At 41.8% G+C, this 20,567-nt stretch carries 9 protein-coding genes; 5 read left to right on the top strand and 4 right to left on the bottom strand.

Annotated features, from left to right (window positions below):
* Window positions 1-9,179, bottom strand: a 9,179-nt coding sequence (locus CBX98_RS08845) for a tandem large repeat (RefSeq protein ID WP_109169001.1), incomplete at its 3' end; no start/stop codon positions are given.
* A gap of 381 nt (window positions 9,180-9,560) precedes the next feature.
* Here CBX98_RS08845 and CBX98_RS08840 point away from each other — a divergent pair.
* Together CBX98_RS08840 and CBX98_RS08835 are read left to right on the top strand one after the other, a co-directional pair.
* Window positions 9,561-10,538: a peptidoglycan DD-metalloendopeptidase family protein gene (locus CBX98_RS08840; protein ID WP_109169000.1), complete on the top strand. Its 978-nt coding sequence runs from the start codon at window positions 9,561-9,563 to the stop codon at window positions 10,536-10,538.
* A gap of 65 nt (window positions 10,539-10,603) precedes the next feature.
* Window positions 10,604-11,959 carry a hypothetical protein gene (locus tag CBX98_RS08835; protein WP_109168999.1) on the top strand — a complete coding sequence of 452 codons (1,356 nt, stop codon included), beginning with the start codon at window positions 10,604-10,606 and terminating at the stop codon, window positions 11,957-11,959.
* 240 nt (window positions 11,960-12,199) lie between these two features.
* On the opposite strand, the gene CBX98_RS08830 is transcribed toward CBX98_RS08835, so the two are convergent.
* On the bottom strand, window positions 12,200-13,129 hold the full coding sequence (locus CBX98_RS08830; protein ID WP_006741107.1) for a LysR family transcriptional regulator: 930 nt from the start codon (window positions 13,127-13,129) through the stop codon (window positions 12,200-12,202).
* Window positions 13,130-13,395: 266 nt separating this feature from the next.
* Between CBX98_RS08830 and CBX98_RS08825 the strand changes: the two genes are divergently transcribed.
* A complete protein-coding gene (locus tag CBX98_RS08825; RefSeq protein ID WP_109168998.1) occupies window positions 13,396-15,237 on the top strand; it encodes a 2-oxoacid:acceptor oxidoreductase subunit alpha in 1,842 nt (613 codons plus the stop codon).
* Complete coding sequence (locus CBX98_RS08820; protein ID WP_085343961.1) at window positions 15,227-16,225, top strand: 2-oxoacid:ferredoxin oxidoreductase subunit beta; 999 nt, start codon at window positions 15,227-15,229, stop codon at window positions 16,223-16,225. The genes CBX98_RS08825 and CBX98_RS08820 overlap by 11 nt, the downstream gene beginning before the upstream one ends.
* A gap of 183 nt (window positions 16,226-16,408) precedes the next feature.
* On the opposite strand, the gene CBX98_RS08815 is transcribed toward CBX98_RS08820, so the two are convergent.
* Together CBX98_RS08815 and ampC are read right to left on the bottom strand one after the other, a co-directional pair.
* The gene (locus CBX98_RS08815; RefSeq protein WP_085343962.1) at window positions 16,409-17,053 is read right to left on the bottom strand and encodes a CatB-related O-acetyltransferase; all 645 of its coding nucleotides are present in this window, start codon (window positions 17,051-17,053) and stop codon (window positions 16,409-16,411) included.
* Window positions 17,054-17,147: 94 nt separating this feature from the next.
* Window positions 17,148-18,299 carry a class C beta-lactamase gene (gene ampC / locus CBX98_RS08810; protein WP_109168997.1) on the bottom strand — a complete coding sequence of 384 codons (1,152 nt, stop codon included), beginning with the start codon at window positions 18,297-18,299 and terminating at the stop codon, window positions 17,148-17,150.
* Window positions 18,300-18,658: 359 nt separating this feature from the next.
* Between ampC and CBX98_RS08805 the strand changes: the two genes are divergently transcribed.
* Window positions 18,659-20,062 carry a PLP-dependent aminotransferase family protein gene (locus CBX98_RS08805; protein WP_109168996.1) on the top strand — a complete coding sequence of 468 codons (1,404 nt, stop codon included), beginning with the start codon at window positions 18,659-18,661 and terminating at the stop codon, window positions 20,060-20,062.
* Window positions 20,063-20,567: the final 505 nt, after the last annotated feature.

The following is a 20,567-nucleotide window of genomic DNA, read 5'->3' as shown; positions in this document are numbered from 1 at the left end:
GTAAAGCTCTGGCTTTCACTCACTTCAATACCCACTGAGTTCGTCCCTGTCACCATCACGGTATAAGTGCCATTGGTTTGGTGACTCATATCAATTACGTCACTGGTCCAAGTGCCACCGGCTTGTACCGTCGCACTGCTGCTTTTCAATACCGTCGCGCTGCCTTGGGCTTTCACTTCAAGACGCAGGGACTGACCATCAAAACGTGTCGACGTGCCTTCGAATTGTAGCGTGGCAGCATGCGTTTCATCCACATTGCCCACTGGCGTGATGGCTAAGGTCGGCGTGATTGGCATAGAGTAGGCAGTGTTCTGGCTACCGGTATTCCCTGATAAGTCTTGGTAGTCACGAACAAGCAACCCCACATTGAGCTCTGACGTGCTTGGTACAACCACATCACCAGTCCAAACACTTGGGTCCGCGGTTGCTATTAATGAAGTGATCGTTGTACCACCTAACTCCGCCGCGGCGGATTGCAGATCTTTATCGAATTCCAGCGTCACCGTCACGCTTTGGCCGATGGCTTGGTGCTCAGGCGTGAACGTGACGTTAGTCAGCGTTGGCAGAGACTGCGCGAGTGTAAAGCTCTGGCTTTCACTCACTTCAATACCCACTGAGTTCGTCCCTGTCACCATCACGGTATAAGTGCCATTGGTTTGGTGACTCATATCAATTACGTCACTGGTCCAAGTGCCACCGGCTTGTACCGTCGCACTGCTGCTTTTCAATACCGTCGCGCTGCCTTGGGCTTTCACTTCAAGACGCAGGGACTGACCATCAAAACGTGTCGACGTGCCTTCGAATTGTAGCGTGGCGGCATGCGCTTCATCCACATTGCCCACTTGAGTAATAGCTAAGGTTGGCGTGATCGGCATAGAGTAGGCTGTGTTCTGGCTACCGATATTCCCTGATAAGTCTTGGTAGTCACGAACAAGCAACGCCACATTGAGCTCTGACGTGCTTGGTACCACCACATCACCAGTCCAAACGCTTGGGTCCGCGGTTGCTATTAATGAAGTGATCGTCGTACCACCTAACTCCGCTGCGGCGGATTGCAGATCTTTATCGAATTCCAGCGTCACCGTCACGCTTTGGCCGATGGCTTGGTGCTCAGGCGTAAACGTCACGTTAGTCAAGGTTGGCAGAGATTGCTCCAATGTAAAGCTCTGGCTCTCACTCACTTCAATGCCCGCAGAGTTCGTCCCTGTCACCATCACGGTATAAGTACCATTGGTTTGGTGACTCATATCAATCGCGTCACTGGTCCAAGTACCACCGGCTTGTACCGTTGCGCTGCTGCTTTTCAATACCGTCGCGCCGCCTTGGGCTTTCACTTCAAGACGCAGGGACTGACCGTCAAAACGTGTCGACGTACCTTCGAATTGTAGCGTGGCAGCATGCGTTTCATCCACATTGCCCACTGGCGTGATGACTAAGGTCGGTGTGATCGGTAATTCGTGAGCGGTGTTATCCTCACCTATGTTGCCAGTCAAATCTTTAAACTGACTAACAACCAAGTCGACACTTAACAGCGTAGTGCTCGGAACTTGTACATCACCAACCCAGACCTTTTTATCTGCCGTTGCGGACAGAGAACTGATGCGATTGCCGCCAAGCGTAGCGGTCGCCTCTTGGATCTCTTTATCAAACTCAAGCGAGACACTCACGCTTTGACCCACACTCTGATGCTCGGGGTTAAATGTCACATTGGTTAGTTTTGGTAAGGTTCCTTCAACCGCGATACTTAAGCTGCTTCCTTTTCCAGGAATTGTGTTGGTACTTTGATAGCTATTGTCTTCTACCTGAATAGTGATATTTTTATCTTGTTTTTCTGGGCTGACATAGTTAACCGTCCACGTAATATTGTCTGAAGTCGACCAAGTATCTTGTTTTAACGTTCCTGTTGCACCGCTATCACTAGCGACAAGATGGACATCTGAGATATCAAAGTTCGTAACTTCTTCTGTAAAGTTAAACGCAAGCGTAATCTCTTCGCCTCCAAAAAGAGGGGCGCTTGAGGCGGTAGAGATACTTAGCCCGGGAACGGTTGCCGCTTCCACATGCGCGTCAATAGAACTTTCACTCTTGTTATCCACCTTGTCTGTTGCTGCCACCGTGATCGTATGATCGCCTTTAGGCAATAAATAGCTTATGACATAAGGCCCCGCTTCGGTTGTCGGCTCAGTAATCGCTTGAGGAGCCACAGTGCTGCCACCACTTACCGCTTTTGACGTGACGAGGTTTAAATTTTTATCTGTAATGTATGCGCTAATTTCTAGCTGATACTTATCGTTTGTCGGTACCTTAGAAATTTGATTAGCATTTAAGCCAGAAATACTTGGAACGTCATAATCAACAATAGACTCGATAACTTGTCCATCATAACTTTTGCCTAGTAATTCAAAGCTTGTATTCTCTCTTCCAACTGAGTCCGTCACCGTCACTTTAAGGGTATATGACCCTTGGTTATCGACGGCAAAGTTCATCATTCCATTACCACTAGATGAGATAACATCACCTGAGTAACGCAAGGAATCACCGAGGCTTGGAATAAGCTCCACAGAATATTGTGAAGCTTTCACTCTTTCTCCTTCCACCGTAGATACCGTGAACGGCTGGCTCGCCTTGGTTAAAAACAGTTTCCCACCCTGCAAACTCGTAATTCCATCGAAATCAACCGTGACTTTAGGAACACTAATATCAATGACTTTTCTGATATCAGAATACAGTCCGACGCTATCTGTCGCTTTGATGTCTACTGTGATTGAACCACGCCCCTCTAACTGAGATTTCGATAGTTCAAAGTACGTAGATGAACCATTCCCATCCTCTACTCTTTCTTCTTGATAACTCGGGTTTAAAACCGAGTAGTTTACTTTTGCGAGGCTGCTACCAGTGTCCGTTATGTCAAAACGAAAACGAACATTATCAGGATTTGTTGGCGATTCGGTTACGATAATCTCATCGCCAACACTTGGAGGTGTGTTGTCAACTTTAATATCAACGGTCGCTTCACCAACTCTCGACCACACATCCGTTGCGGTAATAATTGTCCTGATCGTTTTTCCATCAGCATCGCTAGGAAGTTCACTCGTAAATGTTGAACACTTGTAGGTTGGGTCATCTGCACACACTTCCAATTGCGCAAACTTCTCCGGATTATCTTTATAGTTGTAGGATTCCGTTCCAAATCTGGCCATCACATTGTCTAGCCTAGAGTTTTCATACAACTTAATTCTGAATTTAGCGACAAGCTGCTGACCATTAATGGTTGTGTTTCCAACCGGATCAGTAATTTCAACGACTACCGAACCTTTAGGTAATTCAAGCAGTAGATCATGCTCTGGCGTCAAGTTTCCTGCTAAATCAGATACGTTCTTGATTTTGTATTCTTGAGTCGTACTCAGGCCATCAATAATATCGGCGTAGGATTCAGAGTACGTACACTTGATATTTCCAACACCTTTGGCACAGGTCGTTGGTGTATAAGCTTTGTTGCCAAGATTACGAACCAACTTTGGATATTTATCTGAACTTTCAGTATTCACGCCTGACAAAGCATCATTGAAAGAGAGCTCAAATGTGAGCATCTTCTTCTTCAAAGCTTCATCAAACCAAACATCACTTCCTTTAAAACTGTATGAGTTACCATCAATGACTGTTGGTGCATCAATATCCACCATCGAAAAATTGAACTTGTTGATCGTTTCACGCCCATTTGTACCCAAGGTTTTAGTGATCAAAGTGACAGGTGCTTTCGTCATGTTTTGCCCAACATTGACACTACAACTGTAAGGTTCTTGCGATACGTTGATAACACCAGAAGTTGGTTGCTCATTAGTTGGTGGTGCATCTAGAGAGTTGTACTCTTCACGAACCCAACACTCTAACGTTTTGGCTTTGACCGCACTCAATGTAGTAAAGGTGACATCAAGAACACCATCAGATAAGTAGTTCTGGAAGTCCAGCGGACTTGCAACCGAGAGAACCACGCCTTCACGCTGTACGCTAAAGGTTTGGTTTACTTTTCCAACCTTTCTGTCTTTTTCGTCAAGGTAACGAACTTTGTTGTAAACCTTTATATCAAGTTCATAGTTACCATCTTTGGCAATTTGTGTAGAAAGCAGCGTTGCCGTCCAAGTGCCATCTGCGGTTTCTGAGAACGTAAAGTTAGTCCCGTTTTGCTCTCCAGAAAATCTATACGTTGAGTCAATTCGATCAACGCCACTGTCATCAACAATATCAAGCGTAAGTACGATATTCCCATCTTGATAGATGGTGCTGTTTGTAATTGGCGTTCCATCCGTGTAACTCATCGCTAGGGTTACCTGCGGGATGGAATTGTACACTTTAACGGTAAAATCTTGCTCACCACTGGTTAAGGTTGTGTTGCCACGAACATCAGACCCTTTTAAACGAACCTTGTGTGTACCCGTACCTAAATCACCAAGACTCACTTTGAGATCCTCATTGATTTTTGTACCGGGAGAGCCAGGTAATGGCTCCAGATCGCTAAACGTCCAATACTCTAGGCTTTCTCGATTGACACCATTAATTGAAACATCACCGTTTGCATTTAGGTCTAGAGCCGTTAGGTCAAAGACATAGTTACCTAAGTAGTAGTCATTCGCATTGAAACCACTTAATCCTAATGTTGGTCCATCACGATCAAGAATAACCTTGTGCGTGTTAGAACTAGACTCAAAACCATAAATATCGGTTGCTTTTACATACAATGACGTTGTTTTTTCATCTTCAGAAATGTCTATTTTATCTGTGTCACTCTTGATAAGAGACATGACAAACTCTTTAGATGAATCCGTTGGCACAATTGTCTTAATTGGCGAATCTTTACCACTTTGATACAGCGAGACTTGCTCAAGGTCTGAATCGTCTATTACGGATTTAAATCGCACATTGAACTCACGCCCTATGACATAGTTCTCTTTAGACAATGTGTCTTCAACCCAAGGCGTATTTAGGATGATTTCGGGGCCTTTGTTATCGACTTGGAATGTGAATTTCCCTGTTGTACTAACATTGGCAGGGTAAGCGTTGTCCGTCGCAGTGACATAAAATTCATTCCATTCATCGTAATCAAATGCTTTTGAAACCAGTTGGACTTTGACGTCAGGTTGTTCACCAACTAGGTATGGTACGTCACACGTCTCTGTTAGAGGGTCACAGCTTTCTAATGTCAGTGCCTGACCAGACCCTCGGCGAAGATCTATTTTTACATTATTGCCGGGGCTTAACGTCCCCCAATCAATGACAGGTGTCCATTGGTTATTACCGCCTAAACGGCTTTGAACCTGCTCACTTTTTACAATAGGAGCTTCAGAGTCGATACGAATATTGAATCTCGGAGCCGTGCTAGTTAACTCTGAAACGGAGTTACCTAAATTATCCTCTGCCGCTGCAACGACTAGCCAATCACCATCACCCGGGTAAATCGTCGCGCCTTGATTTGAACAAAGCTCCCCCGTACATAATTTGACTTTAAAGGCGTCTTTCGAGTTATTCGAAAAGTCCTCTGGTGTGTATGTGACTTTTTCACCCGTTTGCTGGTAGAAAACAAGACCTCTTGAAGAAAGCTTGTCACCCACAACATCTTCAACCTTGAAGGTCAATTCATGGGTATTTTTGGCATTTAAATAAATACCGTCTTCTACAGGTTTACCGTCGACGTCATTAGGTGGGAGGTAACTCGTTTTAGGGAAATCATTATCAATAAATACCGTTTCTATAAACGGAGCTTTGCCATCGTAACCATACGCATTGCCATGTGGGTCCATGGCACTGGTTTCCACAGCAAACTCTACAATATCTTTTAGTTCACTAGACTGAGAGTTAAGGGTAAAGAGGTACTCTTTTCGATAAGCATTGCTGTTGCCAGGGTTCTCTACAATGTTGATGTCCAGCGGTATTTCAATGTTTGGCTCACTGGCTTGATACCACATCGTGCTAAACTTCGGACCATAAGCGTCGGTTTCTACAATACCAGAAGGATCGTCTAGGATAATTTTAGAAACAACTTCACCAGCAATATAAAGCCTATTGCCAACCATCGTCTCTCGACCGCTTTCAATCGTTAATTTTGGCTGTGGAGGCAAGATATCGATACTGCTACCCTCTGTATCAAAAATGTTCTTACCATTTAAGTTAGGATTAGCCATCGAAATATCATCAGCATAGAGCTGCGCGATATTGGTCTCAATACCGTATTTGCTCGCCATGATTTCGTAATACGATTGCGCTAAATCCTTTCGATAAGTATCGGAACCGAATTGATAAGAATCGAGCATAACCTGACGTCCACCAACACCAATACCATTCGCTTTTCCATCAAAGCTCAAATCATCGTAAATAGCGGAGGCAAAATCTAATGAGTTATTTCTCGGCATTCCTTGAGCAATACTATCGATGGCTTCGACAAGAAATCGGTGTAGATAATCGTTTGATGGCTTTTCTGGAATCGCTTTAGTAGCAAGCATTTCGTTAGTTGCATAAGGCACAACCGTTGGATCAAACCCAAAGAATGAGTTGTTGTTCGTGCCTGATAACGCGTAGCGCACCTCATCAAGAATTTGAATCGCACGCTCAGAAGTTTTCTCTCCGGCAGTGACTTGATCCCACTGGAAATCAAACAAGCTAGTCTGATATGTCGATAGTTCAGTAATATAGTAAGTCTGAGAGCCATTGAGCTTAAAGTACACGCCAATATTGGCCTTGTTTAAATCAACCGTTACTTTTTTGGTTCCTGGATCTCTTTTCCATTGATAGTAGTATGGCTCGCTGCCCTCGATACCAATTAAACGAACACGCATGAAGTCATAATTCACAACATCAGTTGTGGTTTCACAACTCGCGATGTCAAGAGCCATTGATTGATCACTTTCCAATTGTTGGATAGTGGTACAACTCGCAAGTGAAGTGAATTCACCATTTGGACTCAACCCTTCAAGTTGCGCTCGCGCACCAATAAATGGTGTCACCACTTTTATGGTTGGTAGGTCAAAGCTACTTCTAAAATATACTTCTCTTGGAGTGCTTTCGTTATCAGACTCATCGACGGTTTGAATGACTAACTTTTGACTACTGTTTTCTGATACCGATTTAAAGCTGTCACCCAAAATATCTCTTACAAACGGAATGTAATAGATGACATCCTCTACTCGCCCATTGCTATCTAACAGCGTTTCGTGCGGAATTTTTGCGATGTAATCGTCATCTGATGCAGTTGTATCAATAACTTGCTGAAGTGAGTAGTTGTTATCGTTGTTTTGGCTTACGTAGTACTTGACGACGAGCTTAAGCTTATTAGCGTTGGAGCCTAAAACCGTATCGGTATTTACGTCTGATACTTTCACACGAACATAAGGGATTTTATTCTCTTTCAATAAATTAGCGTTGAAGTTACTAAAATCTATCCCTTTTAATGAGTTCTGAATCCCTATACTTGCGTACGCATAGTCAATCTTTAGGAAATCGCGGCTTGCTTGAACATTGTCTGGGGTATACGTATCTTGAGAGTAGATACCATCGTAAGTGGTTCGTTCACCATCTAAACCGACATTTACGTACGTCATTGACGCACCTTCAGGATAAGTAATCGTTTGTGCTGGCGCTTGATCGTCACGACTTACTGCATGCTGAGCGGCACCCGTATTGCCTTTGCTATCCTTCGCTCGAACCTCAAAGACCGTCGTAGATAGGAATTCATCAGTTGGGTAAGCCTTACTAAACTCACAAGCATTTCCAGATTCTACAGTGACAGGAGAACATGTGACGTCCTCATGTAAGCCATCTTTAAATGAAATACTGACCGAACTGATCTCTTGCGAGCTTTCTTTTACAACCCCTTTCAGAACGTATTCTTTAAGTTGGTTATTAATTGCACTCGCCGATGTAATATCGATAACAGGCGCATCGTTATCCCATTCAAAGTTGATATGAAGACCCGAATGGCTGCCTGGAATTAACTCATTACCCAGTACATCCGCTGTATATAAGACTAATCGTGCTGCTGTTACGTTTGAGAGCCCTGTGGCAGGGTTCATATCCACACTATCGATCTCTTTGGTATTAATGTTAACTTTAACGTTGGTCTCTCGAAGGCCAACTTCAAAATCATCAAATTCAACCGAACAGAATGTGCTTCCAAAATCTTGTATGTCGTTACACTGAAATTCACCAGACCAAGAGCCATTAATCTTATACTGAATAAAGGCGGATACGTCTTCTACACCGATATCATCAACAATTTTTAGATCAACTTTATCAGTGCCAGCGAGTACATCACTGTCCGTACGAGTAACTATTGGCGCATCTGTATCGATATCCGTACCATCTCGCGGCGGAATGACGCCATCAGTACTGCCATATGTACCTAAGTCATTAAGCTTCTTACTAAAGTCGACATAGTCTGCGGCATCAGTACCAGAGATATTGACACTTGGATCGTTTACCACGATCAGAACATGCTGAGATAAATCACGTGTATAAATGTCGCTATTTATCTTTTTCTGTCCAAAGCTGAGGGGAGTCACTGCTCCTGAAGTCTGGCTCACTTCAAGACCATCAAGAACACCATCGGCAATAACATCCCGATATTGGATGTCAGCGAAATGCATTGAAGTGTAGACGTTATCGCTGTTGCCGTATTTTTTTATAAGATCGTAAGAGTAAGACGAGTATGCAGTTAATAAAGCGCCGTATTGATGCCCAGCACTAGCAAAACTGCTTTGCCCACCTTTGGTTATATCAATAGGTTTGGTCTCATTTACGTCAAACCCATACATGCTATTGATACTATCCAAAGCGGTAGAAAAGGCACTCTCATCTGTGGATCCTTGAGAAATTTTGTACTTTGCCAAGCCTGCTGCCAAGTTCGACAGCGGAGTAAGCATTAACTTTTGCTCACTCCCCTCTTTAAAGTTCACAACACCTTCAAATTTAAGTGTCTTCGCATTGCTCACTGATACCGCTTCATTCGTAAACGGGTCGGTATAACTCCCCTCTTTTGCAACAACAAAAAGAGGCATTGAAGACGATTCAAACTCTAGCAGATAGTTTCCGAACGCATCAGACGTCGTGTTAGCCAACTTCCGGCCTAAGTTTCCATTTTTGAACTCGAAAACCTCAATCTTTGCGCCATTTACAGGGGCGTCAAAAACCATACCGGAAATGCTTCCTTTGCTTCTAGCTGGAGGTGTGTTGTCTCCTCCATCACCACCACCACATGCACTCAATAAAAGAGATGTAAGCGTAAGACCTAATGTTAATTTCAGCGTATTTTTAGCGAACATAGTAATTTGGCAAAATATATTTTGCCGAGATTATATTATTGTAAAATATTTTCTCAACGTGACAATAACACCATTTAAAAAGCCAAAAACACCAGGCCAACCGTCACTTTTACTAAATTATTAAATTAAAATCATCACCTATAATTATTCACTTAGTTAAAACAGAGGAATTAGCCATACTTTAATGCTAGGTTTTATTTAAAATATTATACTCTACGCACAACTGTCAGCCTTGATAAACCACCAAAACTAATGACTATTTTGATAATAAAAAGGAGTGTGCGAACTCCTACCGCAACCCTTCTCACCATTGCCTTACTCATTTTTATTGGCGTGTCTCTTTCTCACCACATCCTCACTCCCATGGATAGACTGCCTACCGTTAAGCCTTTGGAGTTCAAGAATGAGGAAGTTCAAGCTCCTTTTGAGGTGGGTACTCTTAGACAAAAAATCACCATAGGTGTGGTTGAGTACTCGTTTGTCGCTTCATTGTTAAAATCAGGGATAAGTCAAAAAGAGATTAATTTGCTATTGGCCCTTATTAAAAGTAACTTTAATATTATTGATTCAGTTAAGAGAGATGACCATTTTATCTTGAGAACTAAGCTAAATAGTAGAAATGAAACCTATATTAGTTCTTTTTACTATTTAGGTAGTAAAACCGATTTATTTATTATCAATGATGGGCAAGGTAACATATTTGATGAACATGGCGTGTCAATAAAAAATAAACTCCGATTTTCAGATCCCTTTTATAAAAGCTACAGAGTAAGCTCTGGCTATGACTTAAAACGAACACACCCAGTAACTAATATAACGACTCCGCACTTAGGCACTGACTATGCAACACCAGTAGGTACACCGATTCGTAGTATTGCTGATGGTATCGTTTTAAAGTCTCGTTACAACCGTTTTGCGGGCAACTACATTAATATCCGCCACACAAATGGCTCTGTATCACGCTACCTACACTTATCTCAACGCAACGTCCACGTTGGCGAGAAGATCAGCCGAGGACAAGTGATAGGAAAAACGGGTAACACAGGAAGAACAACAGGGCCGCATTTACACCTTGAACTGCACATTAATGGTATTCCGGTTGATTACGAGCGATACATTCAAAAGCACCCAAACACTGACGTTAATATAGAAATGCTGATTGCAGCGAGAAAAGAAAAAGCAGAACTGATGAAGGAGTGGAATAACTATAGAGTATATAATAAACCATAAATTTTTAAATTTTAAAGTAAAATGCGTCGCAAATAAACATGATCGTTTACTACAGAGGAACTACGATGCGTCAATTATCAATATCCCTATTATTTTTTTCTGCTTTTCAATCCTATGCTTCTGATTTTAATATCGAGAACTCCTATATCAAAAATGAGGAAAAACTTTCTCCGTATATCATTAACTCTGATTCTAATATGAATCCGGCTGGTCACGGAGCCTACTACGTGAAACCTCATAGCATGTCAATTACTGATAGTGGAAAATACGTACTTTTTCACAACACATTACCTAAAATACCGCTTGCCGATGACAATATGGATGGTGGTTATTTCCTAAAAAATACTGAAACAAATCAAACAACTCGATTAGGGCGTCCATCAAGTCTAGATAATTATATAAAAATGATAAATCCCGCTATATCCTCAAGCGGGAGATATATTGGTTTTACATATACTGACAACTCGATAGATTACAGTGGAGTAATATGGGATAGATTAGAAGACAAATTACTTACTGCAAAATACCCTGACGAGATGGAAGGAAAATGCACAAATAAGCATACTCATTTTAACGTTTACCCTATAAATGAAAAATATTCATACTACGAATACCCTTGCTCTACTGGAAGTAGTTTAAAAAACCATACAGAAAAAGTAGTTGGAATAACTGACATACAGAATAAAGAATCTAGAGTAATAAATATCGACATAGATGGCAACTTGGGTAATATATGGTTATCTCCATCAAGAATCATTTCTAGTGATGGTCGTTATTTGACATACACTTCTACAGAGCAAATGGACATAAACAATGTCTATGATGGGCAAGATACTGAAGTTGCAATATATTTATATGATAGAATAAAAAGTAGTTCGGTAAAAATAAAGTCAACTAGGATAGACTTAAGCCATCAGCCTAGCACTTTTTACTCATCAATTAGCCCTGATGGAAAGTTCTTAATATATCCAGCTAGAAAACCAGCAAATACAGAAAATGATAAAGACTTTACCCAAAACATTTATCTATCAATTTATAACGTAGATACTGGAATGTCTGAATATGTAAAAGGACCAAACAATAAACTTATTCATAGCATTTCTAGTCCTACTATATCAAATAATGCTGAAAGTATCGCTTTCTCATCAAAAAATAGAGAATATAACACTGCTGGTGGCTATGGACCTCAAGTGTATTATTATGACCGTGTTAATGAAAAAATAACTCAAGTAAGTATATCACAAATTACTGGTGAGAGTGCCACCTCTGCAGGTGATGCATTAGTATACGGTAATGGAAAAGGAATTTTATGGTCCACTTCATCTCGCTTAGTTGACCCAAGAGAATCTGGAACTAAGCACTTGTACACTCTAGGAAAACCTATGATCCCAGAGATATGTGAACCCTACCTAGGATTTTAGTTACGGCTTGGTCATTATCATCAAGTGATATTACCGATTTTATATTATGACTGTTTCAGCCAAGTCACTATTATATACATCGAGAATAAAAAGAGCCGCTATATGCGGCTCTTAATGATGCGAATCTTTGTTTACAGACCCATGAGTTAATATTTTTGTGGGCACAACTGAATTTAGCAAACTTGGTGGCACGTAACACGCTTAGACTTCATAAAAAGCTATCATCCTCCAGTAAGAGCTTTAATGGTTCAGCATCCAACTGCTGTTGATCGCCTCTCCCTGCTCATCCAGTTTATGAATAATATAGTCGATAAATACTTTTACTTTCGCGGGTACAAACTTACGACTTGGATAGTATATATAGACACCTTGACCATCGGTTCTTTGAGGTTCAGAAACCAACATCAGTTTACCTTGCTGTACTAAGTCTCGAGCAAGATATTGGGGCATCAGTGCAATCCCTGCTCCTAAACTCGCTAAAGAGGCCATCGCATAACCATTGTCTACTGTCACTTGATGTGTAGGACTAAATTCTACTAATTGCCCATCTAAAGGCATCGTCAAGGTAAGTAAGCGCCCCGATTGTTTATAGCGGTACATTATCCATTTGTGCTGGTTAAGCGCTTCAACACTCTGAGGCCGACCAAACTTCTTTATGTACTCCGGACTGGCAAACATACCCATATCAATAGGACATAATCGCCTCGCAATCAGGTTGCTGTCATTTAGTCTCCCGCTTCGAATAGCAACGTCCATCCCACTCTCCAATATACTGGTGTATTCATCGGAAAAGCTAAGATCCAACTTCACTTCAGGGTAACGTTCGCAAAACTCTGGAATCAGCGGAGTTATATAGTTTTGCCCGAACGATAAAGGAAGGCTGACACGAAGTGTACCAAACGGAGATGCAATACTTTGATGAAGCTGCTCTTCACTACTTTTGAGCAAGTTGATCACTTCTCTTGCCGTCTCAAGGTAGTTAAATCCCGCTTCAGTGAGCTGGAGTTGACGTGTTGTACGGTGCACTAAACGAACACCCAAATCCTGTTCTAGGCGAGCAATCGCTTTACTAACAGTAGAAGGCGACTGCCCTAATTGATTCGCGACTGCTGTAAAGTTCCCTAAGTCCACAACAGATACAAACAACTTTATTAATGACAACTTATCCATAACGCTCACAATTAATGAAAAATAATCACATCTAATATGACAGAAAAAGTATTTTTGTGTCATGCAAACTTTTCTAGTATTTCGGAAAAGCATACCTAGCTATGGATATTTCTACTGACCTCAGAGACGACAAATAAAGCCAACACCATTAACTCTACACTCAGAATGCTCGGGCTTACGGCATTTTCTCCAACCTTTAATTCCATTGCATCTCATTAAGTGCAATGAAACATACTGAACTTGCTCTAACACGGTAAGAGGTTTTAATGACAATAATTCAACTTAAACGCGAAGTGATCTGTTTTGCTGGCGATTCTGGAGATGGTATCCAATTACTTGGAGAACGCTTTTCAGACAACTCGTCGAAACAAGGAAACGATGTCATGACGTTACCTGATTATCCAGCTGAGATAAGGGCTCCGGCAGGAACCACATCTGGAGTATCGGCTTTTCAGATGCAATTTGCCTCAACAGAGATTTATACTCCTGGCGACGATTTTTCAGTCTTAATCGCTCTGAATGCCGCTGCATTAAAAACCAAAATCTCACAACTCGTTGAAGGCGGTTTGGTGCTTATTGATCTCGATGGTTTTAATAAAAAAAACCTTGAGCTTGCTGGCTATGAATCTAACCCATTGAGCGATGGTAGCCTCGCAGATTATCGAGTGATTAGTGACAGTTTTACGCGTTTAACCGTTCAATCTCTTTCTGAGTTAAACATAGCGCCTAAAGTAGTGAAGCGAAGCAAAAACTTTTTTATGCTTGGTATTGTTTTATGGATTTACAGCCGTCCACTAGAACCGACCATTGAATGGCTAAATAATAAATTCGCTGACAATTCGCAAATGAGAGAGGCAAATACTTTAGCCATAAAGTCGGGATTTAATTATGCCGAAACAACCGAAGTATTCAGCGACTGTTTTCAGGTTGCTCCCGTAGCAGATAAAGCTGGCTTGTATCGTACTGTTTCAGGGAACGAAGCATTATCGCTTGGGTTAATATGCGCAGCAGAAAAACTCCAACGCCAGCTATTTTTGGGCTCGTACCCCATAACACCCGCCTCAGATATTCTACACACGCTATCAACCTATCAACACTTTGGGGTTACGACATTCCAAGCAGAAGATGAGATTGCAGCTGCTTGTTCAGCTTTAGGCGCATCTTATGCTGGCGGTTTAGGAGTCACATCAACGTCTGGCCCTGGATTATGTTTGAAAGCAGAGACCATTAACCTTGCCGTAATGGCGGAGTTGCCAATGGTTGTTATCAACGTACAACGTGGAGGCCCCTCAACTGGTCTACCGACTAAAACAGAGCAATCAGACTTGCTTTTGTCTTTGTATGGTAGAAATGGGGATTCACCACTCCCAGTGTTGGCTCCTGCCTCTCCTGCAGACTGCTTTGATATGGCAATCGAGGTATGTCGAATTGCCACTACATTTATGACGCCAGTGATCTTATTGAGTGACGGTTACTTAGCAAACGGCTCCGAATCTTGGCTCGTGCCCAACCCTGATGAGATTAAGCTCACTGCCGAGGCAGCAAAAGCAAACATAAGCCCGTTTTATCCCTATGCCCGTGATGACGTGTATTACAGCAGAGAGTGGGTCACGCCTGGTACAAAAGAGAAAATGCATCGCATTGGAGGATTGGAAAAGCAAGCGATTACAGGCAACCCTTCTCATGATCCTGAAAACCACCAGCGCATGACTGATGAAAGAGCAAAAAAAATAAATAACATCTGCCATTTCATCCCCAAACAAACACTAACAGGCAGTACTCTAGACTCACTGCTAGTGCTAAGTTGGGGAGGCACGCAAGGTTCTGTGTCGACCGCAATTGAGCATCTGAGAAAGCAAGGCGCATCGGTTGCCCACGCCCATATTAAGTATCTAAACCCGTTTCCAAGCAATTTGGAAGAGATCATTAGCCAATTCAAACATGTGCTTGTTTTTGAGTTGAATAACCAACAACTCGTCAAAGTGATTCGCTCACAATATGCCATTTCTGCACGCTCCGTAACCCAAGTTAAGGGGTTACCATTCAAAGTTCACGAGGTCATTGAGTCTATTAACCACCACCTGAAGGATATTAAAAATGACGACTAAGGTACTCAACCGCAAAGATTTCGCATCTGATGTTGAAGTCAAATGGTGTCGAGGCTGTGGTGATTTTAACGTATTAAAAACGATGCAATCCGTTCTAGCACGATTAGGTCGAACTAAAGAGAACACCGTATTCATCTCAGGGATTGGCTGCTCATCTCGTTTTCCTTATTATCTCGATACTTATGGATTTCATACGATTCACGGCCGTGCCCCTGCCATCGCTACTGGTGTAAAAGCGAGCAATCCAGAGTTAGATGTTTGGGTTGTAACTGGCGATGGTGACGCACTGAGTATTGGCGGTAATCACTTTATTCACGCGATTCGACGCAACCAAGACATTAAAATTTTGCTTTTTAATAATGCTGTCTATGGACTGACCAAAGGCCAATTTTCCCCGACAAGCGAACAGGGCTTCATTTCTAAGTCGAGTCCTGAAGGTTCTCCCGATCAAGCGCTTAAACCTCTGGCATTAGCAGCATCCGCAGGTGCTACGTTCATAGCACGAACATCAGACAATGATCCTACACACATGACGATGGTGTTAGAGGCAGCCGCCGCGCATTCGGGCACTGCTGTAGTTGAAATCCTGCAAAACTGCGTCATTTTTAACGATAAAGTGCACGAACCTTACAACGGCCCAGCTAATAGAAGCGAACATCTACTTTATCTCTCAGATAATGAACCGTTATTGTTTGGTAAAACACACTCAAAAGCGTTGATCAATAGAGGGTTTGGTTTCGAGATTGTCGAATCAGAGGCCCCGAACCTTTTGCTCCACTCCAGTCAATGCGAGGAGTCATACTATGCTTATGCGCTTGCTAACTTGAGCTATCCAGACTTTCCCGTACCCGTGGGCGTTTTTCGTTCAGTGACTCGACCTACTTTTGATCAGGTCATTCGACATCAAAAACACCAAGCAACTCTAAAATATGGTCAAGGCGACTTAACCGAATTGCTCAAACAAAACAGTTATGAGCGTCTCTGCTAACAATTGAAAGAGCCAGCTATTGAGGTAACCTTCCCTGCAAAGATGAAACTAAAAGGTTTCCGATTCTAGTTGGCGACTTGCTGAATGATGAGTTGATAAGGAAGTGTGGTGGTTGCAGAGATCCATCACACTAAAAAGAGGCTCTATAATGAGCCTCTTCTGTTTTTTAAAATAGTGACATCGTCACTCTTCTGAATGGTTTCTATCGTATTCAGCGCTTGCCTTTTTCAGCCCTTCTAAATCGTCTGAACATAACAACCTCTTCAGACTGTCGATTTTCTTATCAGGCCAATCATATATCCTAAGGGCGAGCAGTTCGTCTATCGTCTCGCGAGAAAAGCGATATTTGATATGCTTAGCTGGTGAGCCTGCAACCATGCTGTAAGGCTCAACATCTTTCGTCACCACGCTGTTTGCCGCAACGATTGCTCCTTCTCCGATAGTCACACCCGGCATTATCATGGATCGCATACCGAGCCAGGCACCATCGCCAATGTGAGTATCTCCTTTCCCGACGTACGCTTCTTCAATAAAGTCCATAAATGGGTACAAGGAGAACCAATCAGCTCTATGTGTACTATTTCCCCCCATAACAATCACAACTTCCGCTGCAATGCAGACAAAGTCACCTATATGTAACTTATCAATCTTCCATTTTGGTTCCCAATCTCGGCTGAACTCATCGCCTTGTAGATATCTTACAACGGACTCCTCAAAACCGGCGTCCCAACAATCACTGTAATAACTATGTTTACCTTTAATCGTTATATTTGGGTTCGTAACAACTTCATGTAGCAAAGTCACCTTAGACCAATGCTTAGTTTTCATGAATACTCCTATAAATACTATCGAATAAAACACTACAGATAGTATGTATCTAAATAAGCTCTAATAATTACGTAGTTCCTATTACCACTAAAATTTACTTCACCACCGAGCTAATAATATTGTAAGCAGCCTCTACTCTTTCTGCATTAGGGTAGTTTTTATTCGCTAGAATCACTATGCCTATTTTTTCAGAGGGTACATATGCAACATATGCCCCAAAGCCACCTGTTGAACCCGTTTTGTTATACCAAACGTCACGACCGAGAGTACCGGATACACTTGCTTGAACCGGTTTAGCGTTGAGAATTACATCGCTGGAGTTACCCTTCAATAATTGCGAAAGTGAAACGGGGTAATCATAACCTTCCCATCCTACGGCTTGTGTAAACGTGTCGGTATCAAAATACTTAGTATGAGTTCGCTCTAGCGCATTTTCTATATCAGAATTAAGTTGCGCTTGACCCATATTTGCTTCGATATATTGAAGCATATCTAAGCTTGTTGATTTAATACCATAGGCTTGTGCATCAAGAATACCTGGATTAACTCTAACGGGTTTTCCCTCAGAACTATAACCAAAAGCATAGTTGTTAAGCTTATCCTTTGGTACATCGACAAACGTATTGGTCATACCGAGCTCAGGTAGGATGAGGGTCTCCATCATTTCCGTATAGTCTGACTTCATACTCAAGGCACCGATGTAACCAAATAGACCAATACTAGGGTTTGAGTACTTCCTCTTAGTACCGGCTTCGTACTCCGGTTTCCACGTTTTGTAGTACTGCATCATTTCAGCGTCGTTCGTTACTTCGCTAGGGAATTGCAATGGTAGACCACCTGCAGTGTAGGTTGCGACATGAACTAGCTTGGTATTACCCAGGACACTATTTTCTAATTCCGGAATGTAATCTTTGACCTTGTCATCCATGTTCAGCTTACCTTTTGCTTGGGCGTACCCAGTCAAAGTAGCGGCAAAAGTTTTACTGATAGAGCCGAGTTCAAAAATTGTGTCGTTAGTGACTAAACTCCCCTTACTTTCGTCAGCGAAACCGTAATTGTAAAAATAACGCTTACCATCAATCGTTACTGCAACAGCCAACCCCGGAATATCGTATTCGTTCATTAATCCTTTAGCACATTCATCAACTACGCTCTTTAATTGACTGCTAACCGTTAACTCCGTTTTCGCAAACGTGACGAAAGAAGTGAGCGATAAAATAGCCACCAAGGCATTGTTTAATTTCATTGAACCCTCTATTGTTAATTTTCACTTATAATTAATTTCTAGTTTATTCCAAGGCTTTTAACTTTTTATATAAAAGTAATCCTGACTTGAAGAACTCCAATCGTTAACCCCCGTTGAATAACACTGTGTCTTCAAATTTTTAGCGCGATATAAACAGGTTTAAACCTGATCACCGTTGATAGGTAGGCCGATTAGATACGAATGTGAGTAACATCCGTTTGCAAAATGGGGAAATAGTGTACTCAAATGCGCTTTTTCCATACCAAGATAACGGTATACTAGGCAGATATACTTGGTATATACAGATCCACATCCTCACAACGCTTTAGAACCACTTTTCAACGTCTACAGAGAAAACGATGCCATTTTCACTACACTTCGAAACTGGAAAAGTCACCAGCCAACAGCTTTATTCCGAGATATACCAAGGGATATTAGAAGGCAGATTACGCTCAAATGAGAGATTACCGTCGACTCGCATGTTGTCTAAAAAGTTAGGCATAGCAAGAAACACTGTCATTTCGGTGTATGAGCGACTTCAGTTCGAGGGGTGGATAGTAAAAAAGGCAGGGTCTGGCACGTACGTAAGTAATGCTCTAGAACAAACGGTGAATCAAGATAAAAGACCAATAAAACACTACCAACTAGGGGTGTTTGGCACTAACGCAGCGAAGAAGCCAGAGATCATCGCACCAAAGAATCTAGACTATGGCTTCACTTTAGGCGTTCCTGATCATCAGAGAATAGCAAAGCACATTTGGCGACACTCAAGACTGAGTAGGCTCAATGCATTAACTCCAGAGTTTGCACATGGTGTTGATTTGCAAGGGTTAGCTTGTTTACGAGAGTCTATCTGCGAGTATGTAAGACATTCGAGAGGCGTAATCTGTGATCCTGAAGACATCATCATTACGCAAGGATGCCAGCAGGCAATAATGACGACTCTCCTTACATTACTCTCTCCGGGGGACCTCGTGTCGACGGAAGATCCAGGATATCCTGTTTTTCGAAATCAAGCTCGATTGCTTGGCGCGCAAATAGGCACCGTACCGATGGACAACCAAGGCGTTGTCGTTGAATCAATCCCTTCTAATAGCAAAATTATTTATACAACGCCTAGTCATCAGTTCCCTTTAGGCTTTAGCTACTCCGTCGAAAGAAAGTTAGAACTGTTGAGGTGGGCAGAATTTAATAACGCAATCATTATCGAAGATGATTATGATGCGGAATATCACTATCTCAATACCAGTAAGCAAGCTCTGAAGTCACAAGACAAAAATGACTGCGTCATAATGATAGGCAGTTTCTCTAAAATACTATTTCCCGGCATACGCATTGGCTATATGATTCCGCCAAAATCTTTAATAGAGCCAATTTCAAATATGTTATGGCACTTGGGAAGAAGTACATCTGTAGTGTCTCAAATCCTACTTGACGAATTCATGCGTGACGGTCATTTCTCTCACCATTTACTCAATATGAATAAAATCTATAGCGAAAGGTATCATAAACTCACTCAATTAATTGACAACATAGATTGCTTACAACGTATTCCAAGCCAAGGTGGATTGCATATAGCAGCTGAAGTATCGGGATGCGCGACACAAATGATGAATAAGCTTGCTTCATCCAATGTAGCGGTTTACCCATCATCGCATTTTTCTATCAACAATCATTCTAATGCCCTCTTATTTGGGTTTGGCATTATCCCTACCCCAAAAATAGAAAAAGCATTTGATATTATTCAATCAGTATTGGATTAAAGCAGATATAAAATTGCCTCTTCAAAAATATCATAAACTTAAAAAGCAATAGATTTATGAAGAGGCAATATCAAATTATCGTTTTGATAGGTATCAATTTATCGTCGTGTTATCACCAGCAGAGTCAGAGCAACTGCGAGCTTGGAACGCTTTTCAACTCAATAAGGGTTCACTACGAATTGTGTCGCTATAACCCGCTTGGTTTGCTTCAGCCCCAAAACTATATTTCTTCGACTGTAAACGTACTAGGTTCAAAGTAAAGCGACGTATCACGCTGACATTTTCAGCGCCCCCAGCAACACTATTACGTAAATCATCTTCTTTTAAGTTCACATCTAGTATTCAATGAACCTTATTTTTCTAATATCGAACGGATAGTAAGTTCTGCTTAACACTCTATCAATCACTATCTTTCCCTAGATGTTAAAGAAGAAAAGACCTCAAGATAATTAAGGATTTTTCATGGACTATTGATCTACATAATAAAGAGCACAATCACGACATT

It is taken from the genome of Vibrio sp. T9, assembly GCF_003123985.1.
Classification (GTDB): domain Bacteria; phylum Pseudomonadota; class Gammaproteobacteria; order Enterobacterales; family Vibrionaceae; genus Vibrio; species Vibrio diabolicus.
The sequence above is the reverse complement of the archived record's forward strand: the minus strand, read 5'-3'. Positions and strand labels throughout refer to the sequence as shown.

Bases quoted from the DNA above. Each gene is read 5' to 3' on its own strand.
- CBX98_RS08820 (WP_085343961.1), top strand. From the start codon at position 15,227: ATGACGACTAAGGTACTCAACCGCAAAGATTTCGCATCTGATGTTGAA.
- ampC (WP_109168997.1), bottom strand. From the start codon at position 18,299: ATGAAATTAAACAATGCCTTGGTGGCTATTTTATCGCTCACTTCTTTC.
- CBX98_RS08805 (WP_109168996.1), top strand. From the start codon at position 18,659: ATGCCATTTTCACTACACTTCGAAACTGGAAAAGTCACCAGCCAACAG.
- CBX98_RS08815 (WP_085343962.1), bottom strand. From the start codon at position 17,053: ATGAAAACTAAGCATTGGTCTAAGGTGACTTTGCTACATGAAGTTGTT.
- CBX98_RS08830 (WP_006741107.1), bottom strand. From the start codon at position 13,129: ATGGATAAGTTGTCATTAATAAAGTTGTTTGTATCTGTTGTGGACTTA.
- CBX98_RS08835 (WP_109168999.1), top strand. From the start codon at position 10,604: ATGCGTCAATTATCAATATCCCTATTATTTTTTTCTGCTTTTCAATCC.
- CBX98_RS08840 (WP_109169000.1), top strand. From the start codon at position 9,561: ATGACTATTTTGATAATAAAAAGGAGTGTGCGAACTCCTACCGCAACC.
- CBX98_RS08825 (WP_109168998.1), top strand. From the start codon at position 13,396: ATGACAATAATTCAACTTAAACGCGAAGTGATCTGTTTTGCTGGCGAT.